The sequence below is a fragment of the Peribacillus muralis genome, assembly GCF_001645685.2.
GTDB lineage: Bacteria > Bacillota > Bacilli > Bacillales > DSM-1321 > Peribacillus > Peribacillus muralis_A.
On the sequence record NZ_CP017080.1, the window covers coordinates 559,955 to 576,549 of the forward strand.

Consider the following 16,595-nt stretch of genomic DNA (forward strand, 5'->3'; position numbering starts at 1 on the left):
AAGAAACAAAATCGAGTATCCGAGCAATGTTATCAGTAGCCAAAGGAAATTTATAATTTTCGGGCCACTCATTAGCTAGTTCATTTTAATTTTTATAAATTTGATGATACTGAGTGTGATCAGTTATATCAGGTCCGTGTGCGTCTGGTCATTTAATTTTTGAAATAGAAAACAGCTGTTTAACTAAAAATGTTCTAGCTGCTAAAGATTGAGCCTTTAAGGCTTAAAATTTAAAGGATAGACATTTTGATAACCTCAAGAAATAAACTTTAGTATGATCAATAAACAAGTTGGGATTATGTAAGTGTATGAAGGTCTATGCTCACCCACTTCTCCACCCAGATCTATAACAAAAAGGTTCGGAATGAGACGATTCCGAACCTTTTTGTTTTCATGCTGAGCCAGACAGCGTTGTCTGGTTTTTTTATTAGTGCACTTCTTTTTCTTGTTCCCTTTCAATCTTCGGAGGGGTCCATTTGAAGACTTTATTAAGGATATTATAGATGTGTTTGGATTCCTTGGTCATGATAGGCCCAAGAATCGCTAAGGTCAACACATATAATGCTGCAAACGGGGTGAGTATAGGCATTAAACCGCCGGCAATGCCTAGATTCGCTAAAATGATGGAGAATTCACCACGTGAAACGATCGTTAAACCGATATTGGCGGAAGCCCTGTGAGATAGGCCCGATTTGCGTCCAGCTATCATACCAGCGGCAAAGTTGCCGATTATAGTGATGATGACGGCCCCAAGAACCATCCAAATGGCTCCGCCAAGGGAAGTCGGATCGATACTTAAGCCAAAGCTGAAGAAGAATATGGCCCCAAAGAAGTCTCGGAAGGGGATGACAAGCTTTTCGATCCTATCGCTATGGTCCGTTTCAGAAAAGACTAAACCGAGCAATAATGCACCAATGGCTTCTGCAACATGAATCGTTTCCGAGAAACCTGCAATGAAGAATAGTAAAGCGAACACGACAATGATGAATATTTCATCTGAGGATATATTGAATAATTTATTCAGTACCCCAGAAGCCTTTCGGGCTATCACGAAGAATATCAGCATATACCCGATCGCGATGAAAGTAGAAAGTAGTGTTCCCCATACGGAACCAGAAGAGCTTAATACCAATCCGGATACGACTGATAAATAAACAGCGAGGAAGATATCTTCAAACATGATAATACCAAGGATTAGCTCCGTTTCATTATTACCGGTCCTTTTCAGGTCCACCAGTACCTTGGCCACAATGGCACTTGATGAAAAGCTGATAATCCCTGTTAGTATCAGGACTTCTTTTAATGGGAGTCCTAGGAGGAATCCGTAGATGAGGGCCATACCTACGTTGATTAAGATGTAATAGGTTCCGCCAGTCACGATATTTTTCCCTGATTTCATTAGCTTTTTAACGGAAAATTCAAGCCCTAAATAAAACAGGAGAAATAAAATACCGACTCTTCCGAGGAACGCTATGATTTCATCGCTTTCAATGAATCGTAGATCGATCAGCCCGAAGTGCGGGGCATGAGGGCCAACGAGCATCCCTATGATAATGAGAATTGGGACATTGGATACTTTGAATTTACCTGCAATGAGAGCAGCAAATGCTACTAGAAGCAGGGCAGTTCCCACTTCGAAGACTAAATGGTCCATATGAGCTTAGTCACTCCTTTCGTCGGTCAATAATTCTCTTGTCAGGTTACGGATATCTTTTCTTTCACCAGATATCACCAGTGTATCGCCTGTTTCGATGATGGAGTCAGGACCGGGATTATTCAGTTGTTTTTTACCCTTTTTCGAATGGGCGATGACGGTAACGTTATAATTGCTCCGGATATCAATCGAACCAATCGTTTGATTGATGGCTTTTGAGCCCGGTTCCACCTTGAACCATTCAATCACCAGGTCACCCAGGGACATTTCAATCGTTTCAAGGGCTTGTGGTTTATAAACCATGCCGCCAATGATGGAAGCCAATTGCCTTGATTCCTGATCGTTAATGGTAATGCTTGAAATGACATCCTCGTGCTCTTGATCAAAATGGTATAATTCCCGCCGGCCGTCATCGTGAATGACGACTACTAGCTTTTCATCATTTCTGGTTATGATTTCGAACTTTTGGCCAATACCAGGAAGTTCACTTTCTCTAATTTTCACTGGAATTCCTCCTTAAATTTGTTGGTTAGAGTTAACAGAAGATAGAAATGTTCATAAGTTTACATCAATAATCGTCTTGAATTTCTTCTCCTTGGATATGCCGATGTATTTCAGTGTCTCCGATGGGCTTGAATGATGATAATGCTTTTGGATCAAAGCTAATGATACACCTTGTTTATAGGCATGATAGCCGAAAGTTTTACGCATCGAACTTGCCCCGAATTTACCTATCAGTCCTGCACCCTCCAAAGCATCATGGATAATTCGGTGCGCCTGCTGACGTGTGATTGGCTTTTTTGTCTTTGGGGAAAGAAATAAAAATTGACCCTCGATAACTTTGGAGCCTTTAAGATGCTCTTGTAAAGCGGTACGAACCTTTAGGTTTAAGAAAATTTGAGTGACCTCGTCATTTTCCATCCGTTGTTCATAAAACTCCTTGATTTTGCCCGTTTCATCAAGAACGTCGGCGATTGTAATTTCCAGCATCTCATTTATTTTCATGCCTGTGTTGATGCCAAGCACGAACAATAAATAATCCCGACTGGAGTGAGCTCGTAAATAAGTCTTTATTTTGCTGATTTGATTGATGTCCTTAAAGGCTTCTACATATTCCATACATCTTCTCCTCTTGCCAATGTAACATAATTATATTATATCATAAATTATGTAACATTGCATGCGATAAGTCCTGTAAGAGGAATCCTTCTCATAAAGCATTGTAACGTGGACTGACAAACGCTGTTTCTTATTCTCTGCACAATCAAGTGAAAATATATCCGTTTCTTTTGAAAACATCGCTAAAAGGATAAAAAAAGGAGCCCCGAGTGGGGGCTCCTTTTTAATATACCGCTTTTTGTAATTTGTGAATGACCTCAAGTGAAAGTCCGGTTCCGATGGCAACTGATTCAAGCGGATTATCTGCAAGTCGGACAGGGACGACAATTTCATTCGTCAGCCATTCTTGTATCCCGTTGAGAAGGGCACCCCCACCTGACAAGATGACACCTTGATCGACGATATCCCCGCTTAATTCAGGTGGACAGTCTTCCAAAGTTGCCCTGATCGATTCCAAAATGTGAAGAAGTGATTCCTGGATGGCTTCCTGAACGTCAGTGGATGATATTGTAATTGGCTTCGGGAGCCCCGTTACGAGATCGCGGCCCCTTACTTCCATGGTTATCACGGAATGTTGAACAAGTGCATAGCCTATTTCTTTTTTTATTGCCTCGGCTGTTCTTTCACCAATCAGCACATTATGTTTTTTCCTGACATATTGGCTAATATCTTCATCCAATTGATCGCCGCCAATTCTGATTGAATTGCATGATACTACTCCGCCGTATGATATGATTGCAACCTCAGTCGTACCGCCGCCAATATCGACGATGACATTGGCAACAGGCTCTTCGACAGGAAGCCCTGAGCCAATTGCTGCCGCCACCGGTTCCTCGATGAGATGGACCTGTTTGGCTCCGCAGCTTTTGACTGCATCCTGAATCGCCCTTCTTTCGACAGACGTTGAGCCTGATGGCGTACATACCACTACACTAGGTTTCCGAAGAGATAATCCCAGTGCCTTACTTGCTTTTTTCATGATTTCACGAAGCATTTGTGCGGTTACATCAAAATCTGCAATGACACCGTCCTTCAGCGGACGAATTGCCACGATATTTCCAGGTGTTTTCCCAATCATGTTTTTTGCATCCACACCGACTGCCAATACTTTATTAGACTCTATATCAATGGCCACCACTGATGGCTCATTAAATACGATTCCTTTATTTTTACTGTAAACTAGCGTATTTGCAGTTCCTAAGTCAATGCCTATTTCTGTATTTGATAACATTTAGTCACCCCTCCATAAGAGTTTGACCCCTATATACTCATTCTACCTTCTATAGGATGTTTGTGGGGGTGGTAATTCTAGTAAATCGCCGAAGGGGGAAATAGGCCCTTTTTTTCGATGAGCAAAATGATCATAAGCTGCTGTTGTAAACCCTTCATACTGCGAACAAAACCGGAATGCCCTAACCTTGTCCTAAGCAAGCGCGGCTGAACCTTTGGAACGGCCCACTGTATGTTAAGATATAAAAATGAATATTTGATAAAGAAGGTAATATTGTGCGAACATATTTAATGAAAAGTAAGAGTGTTAAAGTCATATTTACATCTATCCTGGCTTTCCTTGGTGGTTATACGTTTGAATGGCTTGGCGTATACTTGCCGTGGATGCTTGGGCCTTTATTTGCAGTCATGATCGCCAAAGTGAAGCTAGGGAATTACATGATCTGGTCTAAGCCCTTCAGAAGCTGTGGGCTGGTCATTCTTGGCCTGCAATTGGGGAGTTCATTCACGAAACAATCTTTAAACGAGATGGGTGAGTATTTGCCTGTCATGCTTTTTACAACAATCGCCATCATTTTATTTTCAATGTTGACCGGATGGGTTGTCGGGAAAAGAATGAATTTATCTCTAAGCACTTCCATGCTTGGCAGTTTTCCCGGCGGTCTTTCCCAAATGGTGGTTTTAAGTGAGGAAATGAAGAATAGTGATCAAACGGTCGTAGGTTTCATGCAAACACTTCGGATCATTCTCGTCATTTCCACCGTACCTTGGCTGGTGACCCATGTGATGTCAGTTGAATCAGGCGGGGATGCGGCCATGGTTGAAAGACCGTTTTTTTTATTTGCTTATGACGGAAAAATGGCCATCTTGATGTTGTTGACTTTGCTATCATTCATCTTCATCACAAAGAGACTGAATTTTCCACTGCCTTTTTTACTGGGTCCCTTAATGGCTGCGGCCATATTCAATTTAGTCGGACCGGGTGCCCCGGAAATACCTGACTTTTGGCTGAGCATGTCACAATTATTGATTGGAACCCATTTAGGCTACACATTGAAGGTGGATAACCCACGACTTTTCAGAAAAATGTTCGGAGCGGTATTCTTAAGTAATATGCTATTGATCGGTTTTTGCTATTTTTTATCGATTCAGTTGGCTCCGCAGCTATCTTTGCACCCGAATGAATTGTTTCTGAGCATGGCCCCTGGCGGTGTGGCGGAAATGGCGGTCACTGCGATGTCCGTGCATGTCGATTTATCCGTTGTCACAAGCTTTCATTTATTCAGGATATTATTCATATTATTTCTTCTTTCGCCCGCCATTAAATGGCTGGATGGAAGAAATGAAAGGAAACAGGAACAGGGGCAAAGCTGACTAGCTTTGCCTTTGTTTCGATCTGGGGGAATTCATGAGAAAGCGCTAAGACGTACGAATAACAGCCGGATTTCGACATATGAAGCTCCAGTCGTATGGAATAATTTTCATTTGTGCTCGTAACGGTGGATATATGCAATATAATCCGCATTAGCAAGGAGAAAAGTAGGTCGATTTTGTGGCATTTGAGGTAATTTAAAGCGGAATAGTAAAATAATCCTCATTTTTTTCAAATATCATCCGATATAAAAAGAAAACGAGACTATAAATGAATGGGTGAATATTATGGATATAACTTCAATTTTGGGTGTAGTTCTGGGTATTGTGGCCATCTTGGTCGGGATGGTGTTGAAGGGAGTAAGTGTAACGGCGTTAATTAATCCGGCTGCCATTTTGATCATTATTGTAGGGACGATTGCCGCAGTCGTAACGGCTTTTCCTTTGTCGGAATTAAAAAGGCTACCAAAAATATTCAAGGTTTTATTCCTGCAGCAAAAATTGACAAAGCCGGAGGAATTAATCAAAACTTTTTCGGAATGGGCGGTCATTGCCAGGAAGGAAGGCTTATTGGCCTTGGAAAGCATTTCGGATCAAGTGGATAATACCTTTTTAAAAAATGGCTTGAATCTTGCTGTTGAAGGTCAGAGTGCCGATTACATTCGGGATATTTTGGCTGAGGAAATCGATGCGATGGAAGAACGTCATTTAAGCGGGGCAGCGATTTTCAGTCAAGCGGGAACCTATGCACCGACACTCGGAGTGTTGGGTGCAGTAATCGGATTGATTGCTGCGTTAGGGAATATGGCTGACACGGAGGCATTGGGACATGCAATATCTGCCGCGTTCGTTGCAACCTTGATGGGGATTTACACGGGGTATGTGTTATGGCACCCCTTTGCCAATAAGCTGAAGCGGAAATCGCAGCAGGAGGTCCGGATCAAGGAAATGATGATAGAGGGGATTCTGTCAATCATCGAAGGAGAAGCGCCAAGGACGATTGAACAGAAATTGACATCATATTTACCTGCTGGCGATCGGAAAAAATGGCTGGAAGGCGATGTGAGAGAGGATGGCTAGGCGGAAAAAGAAACATAGGCATGAAGAGCATATCGATGAGTCCTGGTTGGTTCCGTATGCAGATATCTTAACATTGCTTCTAGCTCTTTTTATCGTTTTATTCGCTTCTAGTTCGGTGGATGCAGTAAAGTTCCAGCAATTGTCCAATGTCTTTAACCAGGTGTTTACGAGCGGATCGGGGTTTATGGAATTCCCGAGTGATTCACCGAGCAATGAGCCGACATCGCCAGAGCAAAAAGCAGGGGCTGAGGATCTTGAGAAATTAGGAAAAAATGAGCAGGAAGAGCTTACAGAAGTGAAGAGGCGTGTGGATGCGTATATCGAAAAGAATGATTTAACGGATAAATTGGATACGAGCCTTACGGATGAAGGCATGTTGATTTCGATAAGGGAAAATGTTCTGTTTGAATCGGGTGTTGCTGAGGTTAGAAGAGCAAATCGGAAAATCGCTAAGGAAATATCCACTTTATTGGTCATGGACTTACCCCGAAACATTATTGTAAGCGGGCATACCGACAATATCCCGATCAAGAATTACCAATATGAATCCAATTGGGATCTGAGTGTGATGCGTTCCGTCAATTTCATGAAGCTTCTTCTCGAAAATAAAAATTTGGACCCTGAGATGTTCAGTGCTAAGGGACATGGGGAATTCAAGCCAGTGGCTTCTAACGAAACGAAAAAAGGAAGAGCGAAAAATCGGAGAGTTGAAATCCTGATTGTTCCGCGGACAGCAATAAATGAGTGAAAACCTGTCTGGAATGGACGGGTTTTACTTTTTGAAGGAGCATAAATGGATAGAGAATATATAAATGTGATGGAAGAAATCGTTGTCACATGGGTTCAGGTTTTAATGTCAGGCATGGAATACCAAACCTTTTGTTCATGCAGGAAATGTAAAAATGACATCATCACATTATCATTGAATAACATGCCAAACTACTATGTAACCACAGAAGAAGGACGTATGCGGATATTTGAAAATCTGAATACGGAAGAAAATCGGAAATGGATCAATAAGAGGATCATCAATGCCATACACGTTGTGGGCCAATATCCGAAACATTGACTAACAAAAGGGAAGATAAGGTATAAGCTGCCTTATCTTTTTGGATTTTGCCTGATTAATGAAGCGATCAGTGGATGATGTAGCGATGATTTTAGGAACATAATAATTTATGTGTTTTATTTATGGTATAGGAGGGAAGATAAATAGTGTACTAAAGTAGGTTCATTCGATCAAAATGAGGAGATGAATTTTATATGAGTAAAAAAATTGCATGTGTAGTGACGAATATGTTTGAGGATTCGGAATATAGTGAACCGGCCAGGGCTTTTGAGGAAGCTGGCCATACGGTAACGACAATCGAAATGGAAAAAGGGAAAACGGTTAAAGGAAAACAAGGTGAAGTTGAAGTCAAGATTGATGAAAGCATAGATTCGGTTAAACCGGAGGATTTTGATGCATTGTTCATTCCTGGCGGTTTCTCGCCTGACCAGCTGCGTGCAGACGAACGCTTTGTAACATTTGCGAAGGCGTTCATGAATGATAGAAAACCCGTCTTTGCAATTTGTCACGGACCGCAGCTGCTGATTACGGCTAAGGCACTTGAAGGGCGCCACGCAACAGGCTATACCTCGATTAAAGTCGATATGGAGTATGCAGGTGCCACCTATTTGGACAAGGAGGTTGTGGTTTGCGGCAACCAGCTTGTGACAAGCAGAACACCTGAAGATCTTCCTGCTTTTAACCGGGAATCGCTGAACTTATTAAAATGATAAAAATCCGGCAGCTGCCGGGTTTTTTTATGGAATAATCTTTAAAGGATTCATATACTTCCATCTTTGCAGTAAAATAAAAGGAGAGACGAATAAAAAAGGAAGTGTCACGATTGATCGTATTAAAGTCAGCACGTGAAATTCAAGCGATGCATGAATCAGGTAAAATTTTGGCCGCTTGTCATAGGGAAATCGCTAAAATGATCGCTCCTGGTGTGACCACGTGGGAAATAGAGGAATTTGTCGAGGGGTTTCTAAAAAAACATGGAGCGAAGCCTGAACAAAAAGGATACAAAGGGTATGAATATGCGACATGTGCAAGCATAAATGAAGAAATCTGCCATGGATTCCCTCGTAAAACACCTTTGAAAAATGGAGATATCGTAACGATTGATATGGTCGTCAATCATAATGGAGCCCTTGCCGACTCGGCCTGGACGTATACGGTCGGAAAGGTTTCGAAGGAAACGGAACATTTAGTGCAAGTGACGAAGGAATCTTTGTATAAGGCCATCGAAGTTAGTGTGGTAGGCAATCGGATAGGTGATATTGGTCATGCCATCCAATCATATGTCGAGGCGGAGGGCTTTTCGGTCGTTCGTGATTTCATCGGACATGGGATAGGAAATGTCATTCATGAAGAGCCTCAGGTTCCGCATTATGGGCTTCCGAATAAAGGTCCGCGCCTTAAGGAAGGCATGGTATTCACGATCGAGCCGATGGTCAACGTAGGTACATATAAGGTCAGCCGGGATGCGAATGGATGGACGGCTTCCACTGCAGACGGGAAATACTCGGCCCAATATGAGCACACAATCGCCATCACAAAAAACGGTCCGCTTATCCTTACGGAGCAATGAAGATTGGCCGCTGCATCATGCTGCCGTAGAAAGGTTTCGGAATGGTCTCATTCCGAAACCTTTTTAATTTACGAGCGATATAAAAACGAATGGCAGGCTGTGGATATACTCAATGATCAAAGAGTTTATCCGCACCTGTTCGCGTTTCGATTTATAAAAATGTTAGCATAATCAGAAGACAGCGATATTTTCGGAATGAATGTTTCATTGGTCTTCTTCTACAATTTTATTTATAGCAATTGAACGAGCATTGTGCCAGCCTAAAATTTGTTCTAAAAACCAATCAAAGAATTGATTTGAATCCAAAGGGAAGACGGGGACGGAAGCCTGTTTCCTGGTTCGTTCGAGACATTTCGGCCAAGCAACAGCCGCTTTGACATTCACAAGCCCTTCCAGTAAAAGCAGGTCGCTTTCTTCTTTGATTAAAATGACTTTAGGAAAGTCCTCTTGCTTATACCCTTCAATTAAAATCACATCTGGATGAAATAACTCCAATAAGTGAATCAGCTCAGTAATTGAAGCGCCAGCGCTGAAGTTGCCAAGTAATTCCATAGTACCGTCGCCTTCAACAAGTGAAGCTACCGCACCGGCATGGAAGTGATTATGTGAATCCTTCAATTTGGCGATATCTGGTTTTCCTCCGTGACCATGATGCTTCAGTACAGCCACGTCTACGTTCAATTCGCGAAGATTCTCCATAAGCTTTTTAATGAATGTCGTCTTGCCTCTATTCTGGTAGCCGGCAACTTGAAAAACAAAGGGCTTCACCACGGGCACTTACTTCCTTGCTGGTCTTCAAGCAACAGGATATCCACAGTGTCTCCCGAGCGGAAATTACGTGTCCCCCCAGGTAGGACGGTCAGTGAATTGGCACCAGCCAGGCTTGTTGTAATATTGGATTTATCCACACCGCTTGGAGTTACCTTCAACTGGCTTGATTCGTAATATAATTGTGTTCTAAGCAAACGTGTGAATGGGTTGGGCTTTAAGACATCCTTTGCCAGTTGAGCTGTTTCTTTGCGTAAATGCGGCTGTTCGGAAAAAAGCATCGTCCGGATGATCGGTCTCGCAAAAAGTTCAAAACCAACATAACAGGCAGATGGATTACCCGATAAGCCAAATAAAAATTTATTTTGATAAACGGCTACAGTCGTAACGCTTCCGGGGCGCATGGCCACCTTGTTGAATAACACATCCGCTCCAAGTTTTTGATAAACATCAGGAAGGAGGTCAAAGTCACCGACGGATACGCCGCCAGTCGTGATGAGCAAATCAACTTCCTCCAAGGCCTTTGAGATGGCAGTGTAGGTCGTTTCAAACTCATCCTTAAGCTTTCCATAGTAACGGACTTCTCCTCCAGCCCTGCGAATTTGGGCGGAGATGGCAGGCGAGTTGCTATTTCGGATTTTCCCTGGCTGCAAAGGTTCATTAGCATCGAGAAGTTCCGAACCTGTAGCGAATAATCCAATGACAGGCTTCACGGCCACGGGGACTTCTGCATAACCGAAAGTTGCAAGTAAACCAATGATTCCCGGATTGATATATGCCCCTTTTTTTACGAGGATATCCCCAAGTCGTGCATCCTCCCCTTGGAAGGACACATTTTCCCCTTCTTTGAGGGAGCGTTTAAATGATATGTATTTCCTTCCGTCGATGTCCAATTCCTTAGTAAGCTCGAGCATGATCACGGCATCGCATCCAGCTGGCATCTGTGCCCCGGTCATGATCCTTACCGCCTGGTTTTGTTGAACGGGAACGGTCGATACCATCCCTGCAGCCAACTCTTCCACCACCTCAAACTTGAGAGGGCCATGTACGGAAGCTTCGATGGTATCCTTTGACCTGAGAGCGAATCCATCATACGGCGAGCGGTTAAAATGAGGAACATCATGTGTAGCAGTAATATCTTGTGCCAAAAAACGATGCTGGCTTTCTTCCAATGAGACCCATTCCACTTGTCCCGCTAATTTATATTCCATCACTTTATTAACTGCTTGTGCAATACTGATCGGCTTCCTACTTTCCACCATGCTTTCCACTCCTGTCTCTTTTACATATATCAAATGTAGCAGAAATCCACAAAAAAAAAAATCCTCACCGATCCGGGAGGATTTGCTCGTTCACTTATTGCGCAGTTTGCCAAGTTCTTCAGCGATCGCTTCCATTTCACGGACACTGAAATTCGTTTTCTTCATGACCATTCGGTAAATGTCATGCAGTTCTTCGTACATATCAATATCAAAATGAGTTGATTTGATTGCGCCGAAGTTCATCACTTTTAATTTATCTTTAATTGCTTCCACCATAAACTCGACGCTTTCGGCCGTGTTTTGAGTTAAATCCATTTCCCTCATCCTCTCAAGCGTTCCTAAATTATTTTCATCTTTGCATGATTGCCATTAGAAGTCAATGGATATTGGAGTTGAAAACAAGCATGAAACATAATTCACTTAAGTCTCCGCGTTTTAAAGTGAGTAGGTTTGGGAAAAGATAGGAAAAATCTTGTGTAAACATTGTATAATGGAGAAAGATACCAATATCCATCAATCAATATATGACGAGGAGGAGAATATATGAGCAACATTCGAGAAGAATATAGAAGTGCCAAGAAAAGTAAATTTATGCAAGCGGTCATCATTGGGGCGGTTGCAGGAGCAGTAGTGAGCCTTTTTGATAAAACTACGCGTATGTCTGTATTGGATAACGGTAAAAGTTGCATCGGTAGTATGAGGGGATTCGTAAAGAATCCGAATCAGGTTCTTTCACAAGTGCGTGAAACTTCAACGAAGGTCCGCTCAACGGTTCAAAGAATTTCCGATGATGTATCTTTCATTTCCCAAAAAGTGGAGGAAATGAAGGATATTCCAGCGCAGGTTGCCCAAGTGGTGATGGAGACGAAGGAAGTCTTTACTGCAGAGAACGATGATGAGTCGTCTTCAAATGATCATCCAGAAGATCGGATTTCCTTAAATTAAAAAATGGGGTGGAGATATGGCCAGTAGAAAGGAATGGCTGAAAGGCTCATTCTTCAAGGCTTTCATAAGACGGTTAAAGGTGGATGAAGTGACGGGATTAGCTGCTCAGCTGTCGTATTTCTTCCTGCTTTCCTTGTTTCCGTTATTAATTTTTTTGTTCACTTTATTGGCCTATCTGCCATTTTCCCAAGAAGATATATTAAATACGGTCCGTTCCTATGCACCTGACGATTCAATGAAAATCATTGAAAACAATCTTTCCGAAGTGATGGAAGCGAACGGTACATTATTGTCGTTTGGTATCATCGGCACGATATGGTCAGCTTCAAATGGGATGAATGCAATCATAAAAGCGTTCAATCATGCGTATGGTGTAAAAGAAAGTCGAACTTTCTTTATTTCCCGGGTAATGTCGATTTTGCTCACTTTAGCGATGATTTTTGTTTTTGTTGTCGTATTGCTGCTTCCGGTATTCGGTAAGCAGATCGGGGTATTCCTGTTTTCTGAAATCGGACAATCCGATGAATTTCTAACAATTTGGAACCAGCTGCGTTGGGTGGTCAGCACGATTGTATTCCTAATCGTGTTCACAATCCTATACTGGATTGCACCGAATAAAAGGTTGAAATGCCTGACCATACTCCCTGGTGCTATCTTTGCAACGGCAGGCTGGAGCCTCGTTTCCTTTTTGTTTTCTTTTTATGTCGATAAGTTCGGTAATTATTCCGCGACATATGGAAGTCTTGGTGGAATAATCGTTCTAATGGTCTGGTTTTATTTATCAGGACTCATCATCATCCTGGGCGGGGAAATAAATGCCCTCCTAAGCGAAAAGAAAAATCCAAATTGTGAATGAACTTCCTTGACTTCCCGTAATGTCGATCCATCCTGCTGTAGATACTATTCAAGAAATGACAACTTTTGTAGAGGAGGAGTTTTTTCATGAACAAAAAGGATGGCAGCACCAAGCAAAAAGGGAAAAAAGGTTCGAACCATAAAACGTCTGGTTCTGCAAACGGTAAGAACGGGTATCATTAACGAGCCCAATATAAAAAAGGAGCCTTTGGCTCCTTTTTGCATTTAGTTCCTCAATAGCCTTAAGCTATTCAGGATAACTAAGATCGTGCTACCTTCGTGGCCAATGACCCCATAAGGAAGGTCCAGGAATTGAAGGAAGTTGGATGCGATGAGAATCATGATGATTGAAATCGAAAAAATGACGTTTTGTTTGATGATACGATTCATTTTTTTGGATAGCCTGACGGCCTCAGCAATACGGGGCAGGTCATTCTTCATCAGGACCACATCGGCTGTCTCCAGGGCAACGTCCGTTCCTTCGCCCATTGCGATCCCGACAGAAGCCGTTGCAAGTGCAGGTGCATCATTAATCCCATCCCCAACCATTGCTACAGTGCCGAAATGCTCTTTCAGCCTTTTCACTTCATGAACTTTCGTTTCAGGCAGGCATTCCGCAATATATGCATCAATATGGCTCTCCACAGCTATGGCTTTAGCCGTTTTTTCACCGTCACCTGTCAGCATCACGGTATGGATGCCTTCATTCTTTAAAGCTTCGATGGCGGCAATCGTTTCTGTACGCACGACATCTTTCAAGGTGAGTATACCGGCAATTCCTTTATTGTCTTTTGCATAAACGACCGTCTTACCTTGTTCCGCCAATGTTAAGGCAACCCCATCGTTGAATTGTTCTGCTTCATTGCGACCGACGAAATCAGCTTTCCCGACTTTCCAAAGCACTCCGTTGATATAAGCTTGAACACCGTTTCCTGAAATATCTTCCATATTATCTGGTTTAACGATGTCAGTGGCCAATTTCGTTTTGGCATAACGTACAATTGATGTTGCCAGAGGGTGGTTCGAATAGTTTTCGACGGATGCAATATGGAATAAGAAATCCTCTTCAGATAATCCTTCTCGAATGATAACATCGGTTACTTCTGGCTTTCCTTTTGTCAATGTACCGGTTTTGTCTAAAGCGATAGCCTGGAGGTTGCCCAAATTCTCCAGATGGATGCCTCCTTTAAATAATATGCCATGTCGTGCACCGTTTGAAATGGCGGATAAGGTAGCTGGCATGATGGAAGCCACAAGGGCACAAGGCGAAGCGACAACGAGCAGTATCATCGCCCTGTAAAATGTTTCCGTCCAGCTCCAAGCCAATAAGAAGTGGGGCAGGAACATCATCAACCCGACCACAGTCAGCACGACCTTTACATAAGTACCTTCAAACCGTTCAATGAACAGCTGTGAAGGGGACTTTTCGCTCTGGGCGGACTGTACGAGGGTAATGATCTTTTGAAATAAAGTTTCACTTGCTGGCTTGGTGATTTCCACGGTAATCGTGCCACGTAGATTTACCGTCCCGGCAAATACTTCATCATCCAATGATTTACTGACCGGGATCGATTCACCAGTGATGGCAGCTTCATCGATATTTGTACGCCCGTCGATAATTTTTCCATCAGAAGGCACTCGCTCTCCTGGCTTCACCAAGATCGAATCCCCAATATGGAGCTGGGAAACGGATACGGTTTCTTCATATCCGTTGGTGATGCGAAGTGCTTCTTCCGGCTGCAAATCCATAAGCGCAGATATTTCTTTATGGCTTTTATTCATCGTGTACGTTTCAAGTGCGCCGCTTAAAGCAAAGATGAATATTAATATCGCGCCTTCGGTCCAATAACCAATAATTGCAGAGCCGATGGCTGCGAGGATCATCAGCATTTCAACATTCAATTCGCGTTCGGCAATCGTATCTTCGATGCCTTCCTTTGCTTTGGCATAACCACCAATCAGGAAAGAGGCCAAGTAAATGACGATGGAGGTGGAATCCATGCCATTCTTTGAAAGGACCCAGCCCACAGGTATTAATATACCGCTGAATAATGCAGCGATAAGTTCAATATGTGGTTTTGCCTTTTCCAACCAAGTGGTTTTGCATGCAGCCGCCGGTTGGGTTAATTGTTTCGTTTCTGTAATCATAAGATTTCCCTCCCACATTCTTCTTCATTTTTGTGTAATTGATATAGATTATCATTAACCCACTATCTAATTGAGAAAGATAATCAACGTCATTTTTCTCCGTAAAATATGAAAGCTGTCATCGGAATTGCGATGACAGCAACGTTTTAATGGGCTGTTGATATGGTTTGTTTTTTGATAATACTATATTACCACATATCCTATTCGGAAATAAAGAAGAATGATTCTAATCTAGTAAAAAATATAAACTGCAGTTATTTCTAAGGGAAAATGTGATTAATAAAAGGCTTTTCAATTGAATAATTAATCAAGTAGTCCAGATAATAAAACTAAACTATTTACTTGCAGCAGGCATTTTTTCCTTGAAAAGAACTAATGCAATGAAGACCAGGAAAAGCATGATGCTGATCATATAAAAAAAATTCCCACCCTGTATATGCTCTATGACAAGGCCGCCAAAGAATGGACCGCCGATGCTGCCTAGACTATAAAAGATACTGCATAACAAATTACCAGCAGGCAAAAGATTTCGAGGCAATAAATCTGCCATGTAACTGATACCCAGTGAAAAAGTCGAACCCACCATCATTCCGCCAAGCATAAAGCAGAAGAAAAGGCCGATTACGGAATGGGAGTAAATCCCTGCCAAAGTGAATATGGAAAACCCTGAAAAAACGATGAACAGCAATGTCCTTCGCCTTCCATAACGGTCACTGAGCATTCCGAGTGGAATCTGCGTTAGCAGCGCACCTCCTGAAAAAGCAGGAATGATAATCGAAACGGCGGTTAAATCGATTCCCGATCGCAATGCGAATACTGGAAAGTTGCTGTTCAATGAAGCTTCGAGCACACCAAAGATGAAGGGCAATAAAAAAGCGATCCAGGCGATGCGGCTGACTTTCGTGAACCTTTTGAATGTGCCAAGTAAAGATGTGTTTGCCGAATCATCACGTTCAGGAAGCTCATTTCTAATCAGGAATACGGTTAACCAAGTGAGCAGGCTGATTATGGATGTGATGATGAAAGGTAATGATTGATTGATTTCGAGCAGCTTCGTCATTAGCGGACCAACCGTGAAGCCAAGACTGAAGAAAAGGCCGTAAATGGCAAGATTCCTTCCTCGCTTCGCTATGGGTGAAATAGCCGTGATCCAAGTCTGGGTGGCAAAGTGAAGTGTGTGATCGCCGACCCCAATGAAGAAACGCAGCAGGAACCACAACCAGAATGATTTCCAGACAGGAAATAGGGCCAAAGAAAGGATGACGGTGATTCCGCCAAATAAAATCAATGGTTTATATCCGTATTTACGGAGGGGTGCTTCCATAAAAGGAGAAATCAATAGGATCCCAATATAAAGCGATGCAGCATGAAACCCATTTAAGGAAGAGCCGACTCCGTCACTTTCAAAAATGATGGCAATGATCGGCAAAAGCATCCCTTGGGAAAAACCGGATATCCCGACAATTAAGATTAAAACAAATAGTAGCAGTTTCTGATTCATAAATTCTTGTCTCCTATAAAATG

General features: G+C 42.5%; 17 protein-coding genes. 8 read left to right on the forward strand and 9 right to left on the reverse strand.

The window, feature by feature from the left end; genetic code table 11:
- Nucleotides 1–427: 427 nt before the first annotated feature.
- From ABE28_RS02650 to mreBH, 4 genes are all read right to left on the reverse strand, one after another.
- Complete coding sequence (locus tag ABE28_RS02650; protein WP_064464161.1) at nucleotides 428–1,654, reverse strand: cation:proton antiporter; 1,227 nt, start codon at nucleotides 1,652–1,654, stop codon at nucleotides 428–430.
- A gap of 6 nt (nucleotides 1,655–1,660) precedes the next feature.
- Nucleotides 1,661–2,158, reverse strand: a complete 498-nt coding sequence (locus ABE28_RS02655; protein ID WP_064464159.1) for a cation:proton antiporter regulatory subunit — start codon at nucleotides 2,156–2,158, stop codon at nucleotides 1,661–1,663.
- Nucleotides 2,159–2,209: 51 nt separating this feature from the next.
- Nucleotides 2,210–2,773, reverse strand: a complete 564-nt coding sequence (locus ABE28_RS02660; protein ID WP_064464157.1) for a tyrosine-type recombinase/integrase — start codon at nucleotides 2,771–2,773, stop codon at nucleotides 2,210–2,212.
- Nucleotides 2,774–2,996: 223 nt separating this feature from the next.
- Entirely contained in the window at nucleotides 2,997–4,004 is a 1,008-nt protein-coding gene (gene mreBH / locus ABE28_RS02665) for a rod-share determining protein MreBH (RefSeq protein WP_064464155.1), read from the reverse strand.
- A gap of 275 nt (nucleotides 4,005–4,279) precedes the next feature.
- Here mreBH and ABE28_RS02670 point away from each other — a divergent pair, with 275 nt between their 5' ends.
- The 6 genes from ABE28_RS02670 (at nucleotide 4,280) to map (ending at nucleotide 9,093) form a co-directional block, all read left to right on the forward strand.
- On the forward strand, nucleotides 4,280–5,377 hold the full coding sequence (locus ABE28_RS02670; protein WP_064464153.1) for an AbrB family transcriptional regulator: 1,098 nt from the start codon (nucleotides 4,280–4,282) through the stop codon (nucleotides 5,375–5,377).
- 285 nt (nucleotides 5,378–5,662) lie between these two features.
- Nucleotides 5,663–6,454: a flagellar motor stator protein MotA gene (motA, locus tag ABE28_RS02675; protein WP_064464151.1), complete on the forward strand. Its 792-nt coding sequence runs from the start codon at nucleotides 5,663–5,665 to the stop codon at nucleotides 6,452–6,454.
- Nucleotides 6,447–7,202, forward strand: coding sequence for a flagellar motor protein MotB (gene motB / locus ABE28_RS02680; protein ID WP_064464149.1), 756 nt, complete (start codon nucleotides 6,447–6,449; stop codon nucleotides 7,200–7,202). The genes motA and motB overlap by 8 nt, the downstream gene beginning before the upstream one ends.
- A 45-nt stretch (nucleotides 7,203–7,247) precedes the next feature.
- Nucleotides 7,248–7,523, forward strand: a complete 276-nt coding sequence (locus ABE28_RS02685) for a late competence development ComFB family protein (RefSeq protein WP_064464147.1) — start codon at nucleotides 7,248–7,250, stop codon at nucleotides 7,521–7,523.
- 194 nt (nucleotides 7,524–7,717) lie between these two features.
- Nucleotides 7,718–8,233 (forward strand): type 1 glutamine amidotransferase domain-containing protein, encoded by a 516-nt coding sequence (locus ABE28_RS02690; RefSeq protein ID WP_064464145.1) that lies wholly within the window; start codon nucleotides 7,718–7,720, stop codon nucleotides 8,231–8,233.
- Nucleotides 8,234–8,346: 113 nt separating this feature from the next.
- Nucleotides 8,347–9,093, forward strand: coding sequence for a type I methionyl aminopeptidase (gene map, locus ABE28_RS02695; RefSeq protein WP_064464143.1), 747 nt, complete (start codon nucleotides 8,347–8,349; stop codon nucleotides 9,091–9,093).
- 204 nt (nucleotides 9,094–9,297) lie between these two features.
- Here the strand turns inward: map and mobB are convergent, their stop codons facing one another.
- From mobB to ABE28_RS02710, 3 genes are all read right to left on the reverse strand, one after another.
- On the reverse strand, nucleotides 9,298–9,864 hold the full coding sequence (gene mobB / locus ABE28_RS02700; protein WP_064464141.1) for a molybdopterin-guanine dinucleotide biosynthesis protein B: 567 nt from the start codon (nucleotides 9,862–9,864) through the stop codon (nucleotides 9,298–9,300).
- Nucleotides 9,858–11,123: a molybdopterin molybdotransferase MoeA gene (locus tag ABE28_RS02705; RefSeq protein WP_064464139.1), complete on the reverse strand. Its 1,266-nt coding sequence runs from the start codon at nucleotides 11,121–11,123 to the stop codon at nucleotides 9,858–9,860. The genes mobB and ABE28_RS02705 overlap by 7 nt, the downstream gene beginning before the upstream one ends.
- A 90-nt stretch (nucleotides 11,124–11,213) precedes the next feature.
- On the reverse strand, nucleotides 11,214–11,438 hold the full coding sequence (locus ABE28_RS02710; RefSeq protein WP_064464137.1) for a DUF1128 domain-containing protein: 225 nt from the start codon (nucleotides 11,436–11,438) through the stop codon (nucleotides 11,214–11,216).
- A gap of 228 nt (nucleotides 11,439–11,666) precedes the next feature.
- Between ABE28_RS02710 and ABE28_RS02715 the strand changes: the two genes are divergently transcribed.
- Complete coding sequence (locus ABE28_RS02715) at nucleotides 11,667–12,068, forward strand: hypothetical protein (RefSeq protein ID WP_064464135.1); 402 nt, start codon at nucleotides 11,667–11,669, stop codon at nucleotides 12,066–12,068.
- 16 nt (nucleotides 12,069–12,084) lie between these two features.
- Complete coding sequence (locus tag ABE28_RS02720; RefSeq protein WP_064464133.1) at nucleotides 12,085–12,924, forward strand: YihY/virulence factor BrkB family protein; 840 nt, start codon at nucleotides 12,085–12,087, stop codon at nucleotides 12,922–12,924.
- A gap of 224 nt (nucleotides 12,925–13,148) precedes the next feature.
- Here the strand turns inward: ABE28_RS02720 and ABE28_RS02725 are convergent, their stop codons facing one another.
- Nucleotides 13,149–15,071, reverse strand: coding sequence for a heavy metal translocating P-type ATPase (locus ABE28_RS02725; RefSeq protein ID WP_064464131.1), 1,923 nt, complete (start codon nucleotides 15,069–15,071; stop codon nucleotides 13,149–13,151).
- A gap of 334 nt (nucleotides 15,072–15,405) precedes the next feature.
- The gene (locus tag ABE28_RS02730; RefSeq protein ID WP_064464129.1) at nucleotides 15,406–16,572 is read right to left on the reverse strand and encodes an MFS transporter; all 1,167 of its coding nucleotides are present in this window, start codon (nucleotides 16,570–16,572) and stop codon (nucleotides 15,406–15,408) included.
- Nucleotides 16,573–16,595: the final 23 nt, after the last annotated feature.

Coding starts and splice junctions, on each gene's coding strand:
- ABE28_RS02650 (WP_064464161.1), bottom strand. CDS start 1,654: ATGGACCATTTAGTCTTCGAAGTGGGAACTGCCCTGCTTCTAGTAGCA.
- ABE28_RS02660 (WP_064464157.1), bottom strand. CDS start 2,773: ATGGAATATGTAGAAGCCTTTAAGGACATCAATCAAATCAGCAAAATA.
- mreBH (WP_064464155.1), bottom strand. CDS start 4,004: ATGTTATCAAATACAGAAATAGGCATTGACTTAGGAACTGCAAATACG.
- motA (WP_064464151.1), top strand. CDS start 5,663: ATGGATATAACTTCAATTTTGGGTGTAGTTCTGGGTATTGTGGCCATC.
- motB (WP_064464149.1), top strand. CDS start 6,447: ATGGCTAGGCGGAAAAAGAAACATAGGCATGAAGAGCATATCGATGAG.
- ABE28_RS02685 (WP_064464147.1), top strand. CDS start 7,248: ATGGATAGAGAATATATAAATGTGATGGAAGAAATCGTTGTCACATGG.
- ABE28_RS02690 (WP_064464145.1), top strand. CDS start 7,718: ATGAGTAAAAAAATTGCATGTGTAGTGACGAATATGTTTGAGGATTCG.
- ABE28_RS02705 (WP_064464139.1), bottom strand. CDS start 11,123: ATGGTGGAAAGTAGGAAGCCGATCAGTATTGCACAAGCAGTTAATAAA.
- ABE28_RS02710 (WP_064464137.1), bottom strand. CDS start 11,438: ATGGATTTAACTCAAAACACGGCCGAAAGCGTCGAGTTTATGGTGGAA.
- ABE28_RS02715 (WP_064464135.1), top strand. CDS start 11,667: ATGAGCAACATTCGAGAAGAATATAGAAGTGCCAAGAAAAGTAAATTT.
- ABE28_RS02720 (WP_064464133.1), top strand. CDS start 12,085: ATGGCCAGTAGAAAGGAATGGCTGAAAGGCTCATTCTTCAAGGCTTTC.
- ABE28_RS02725 (WP_064464131.1), bottom strand. CDS start 15,071: ATGATTACAGAAACGAAACAATTAACCCAACCGGCGGCTGCATGCAAA.
- ABE28_RS02730 (WP_064464129.1), bottom strand. CDS start 16,572: ATGAATCAGAAACTGCTACTATTTGTTTTAATCTTAATTGTCGGGATA.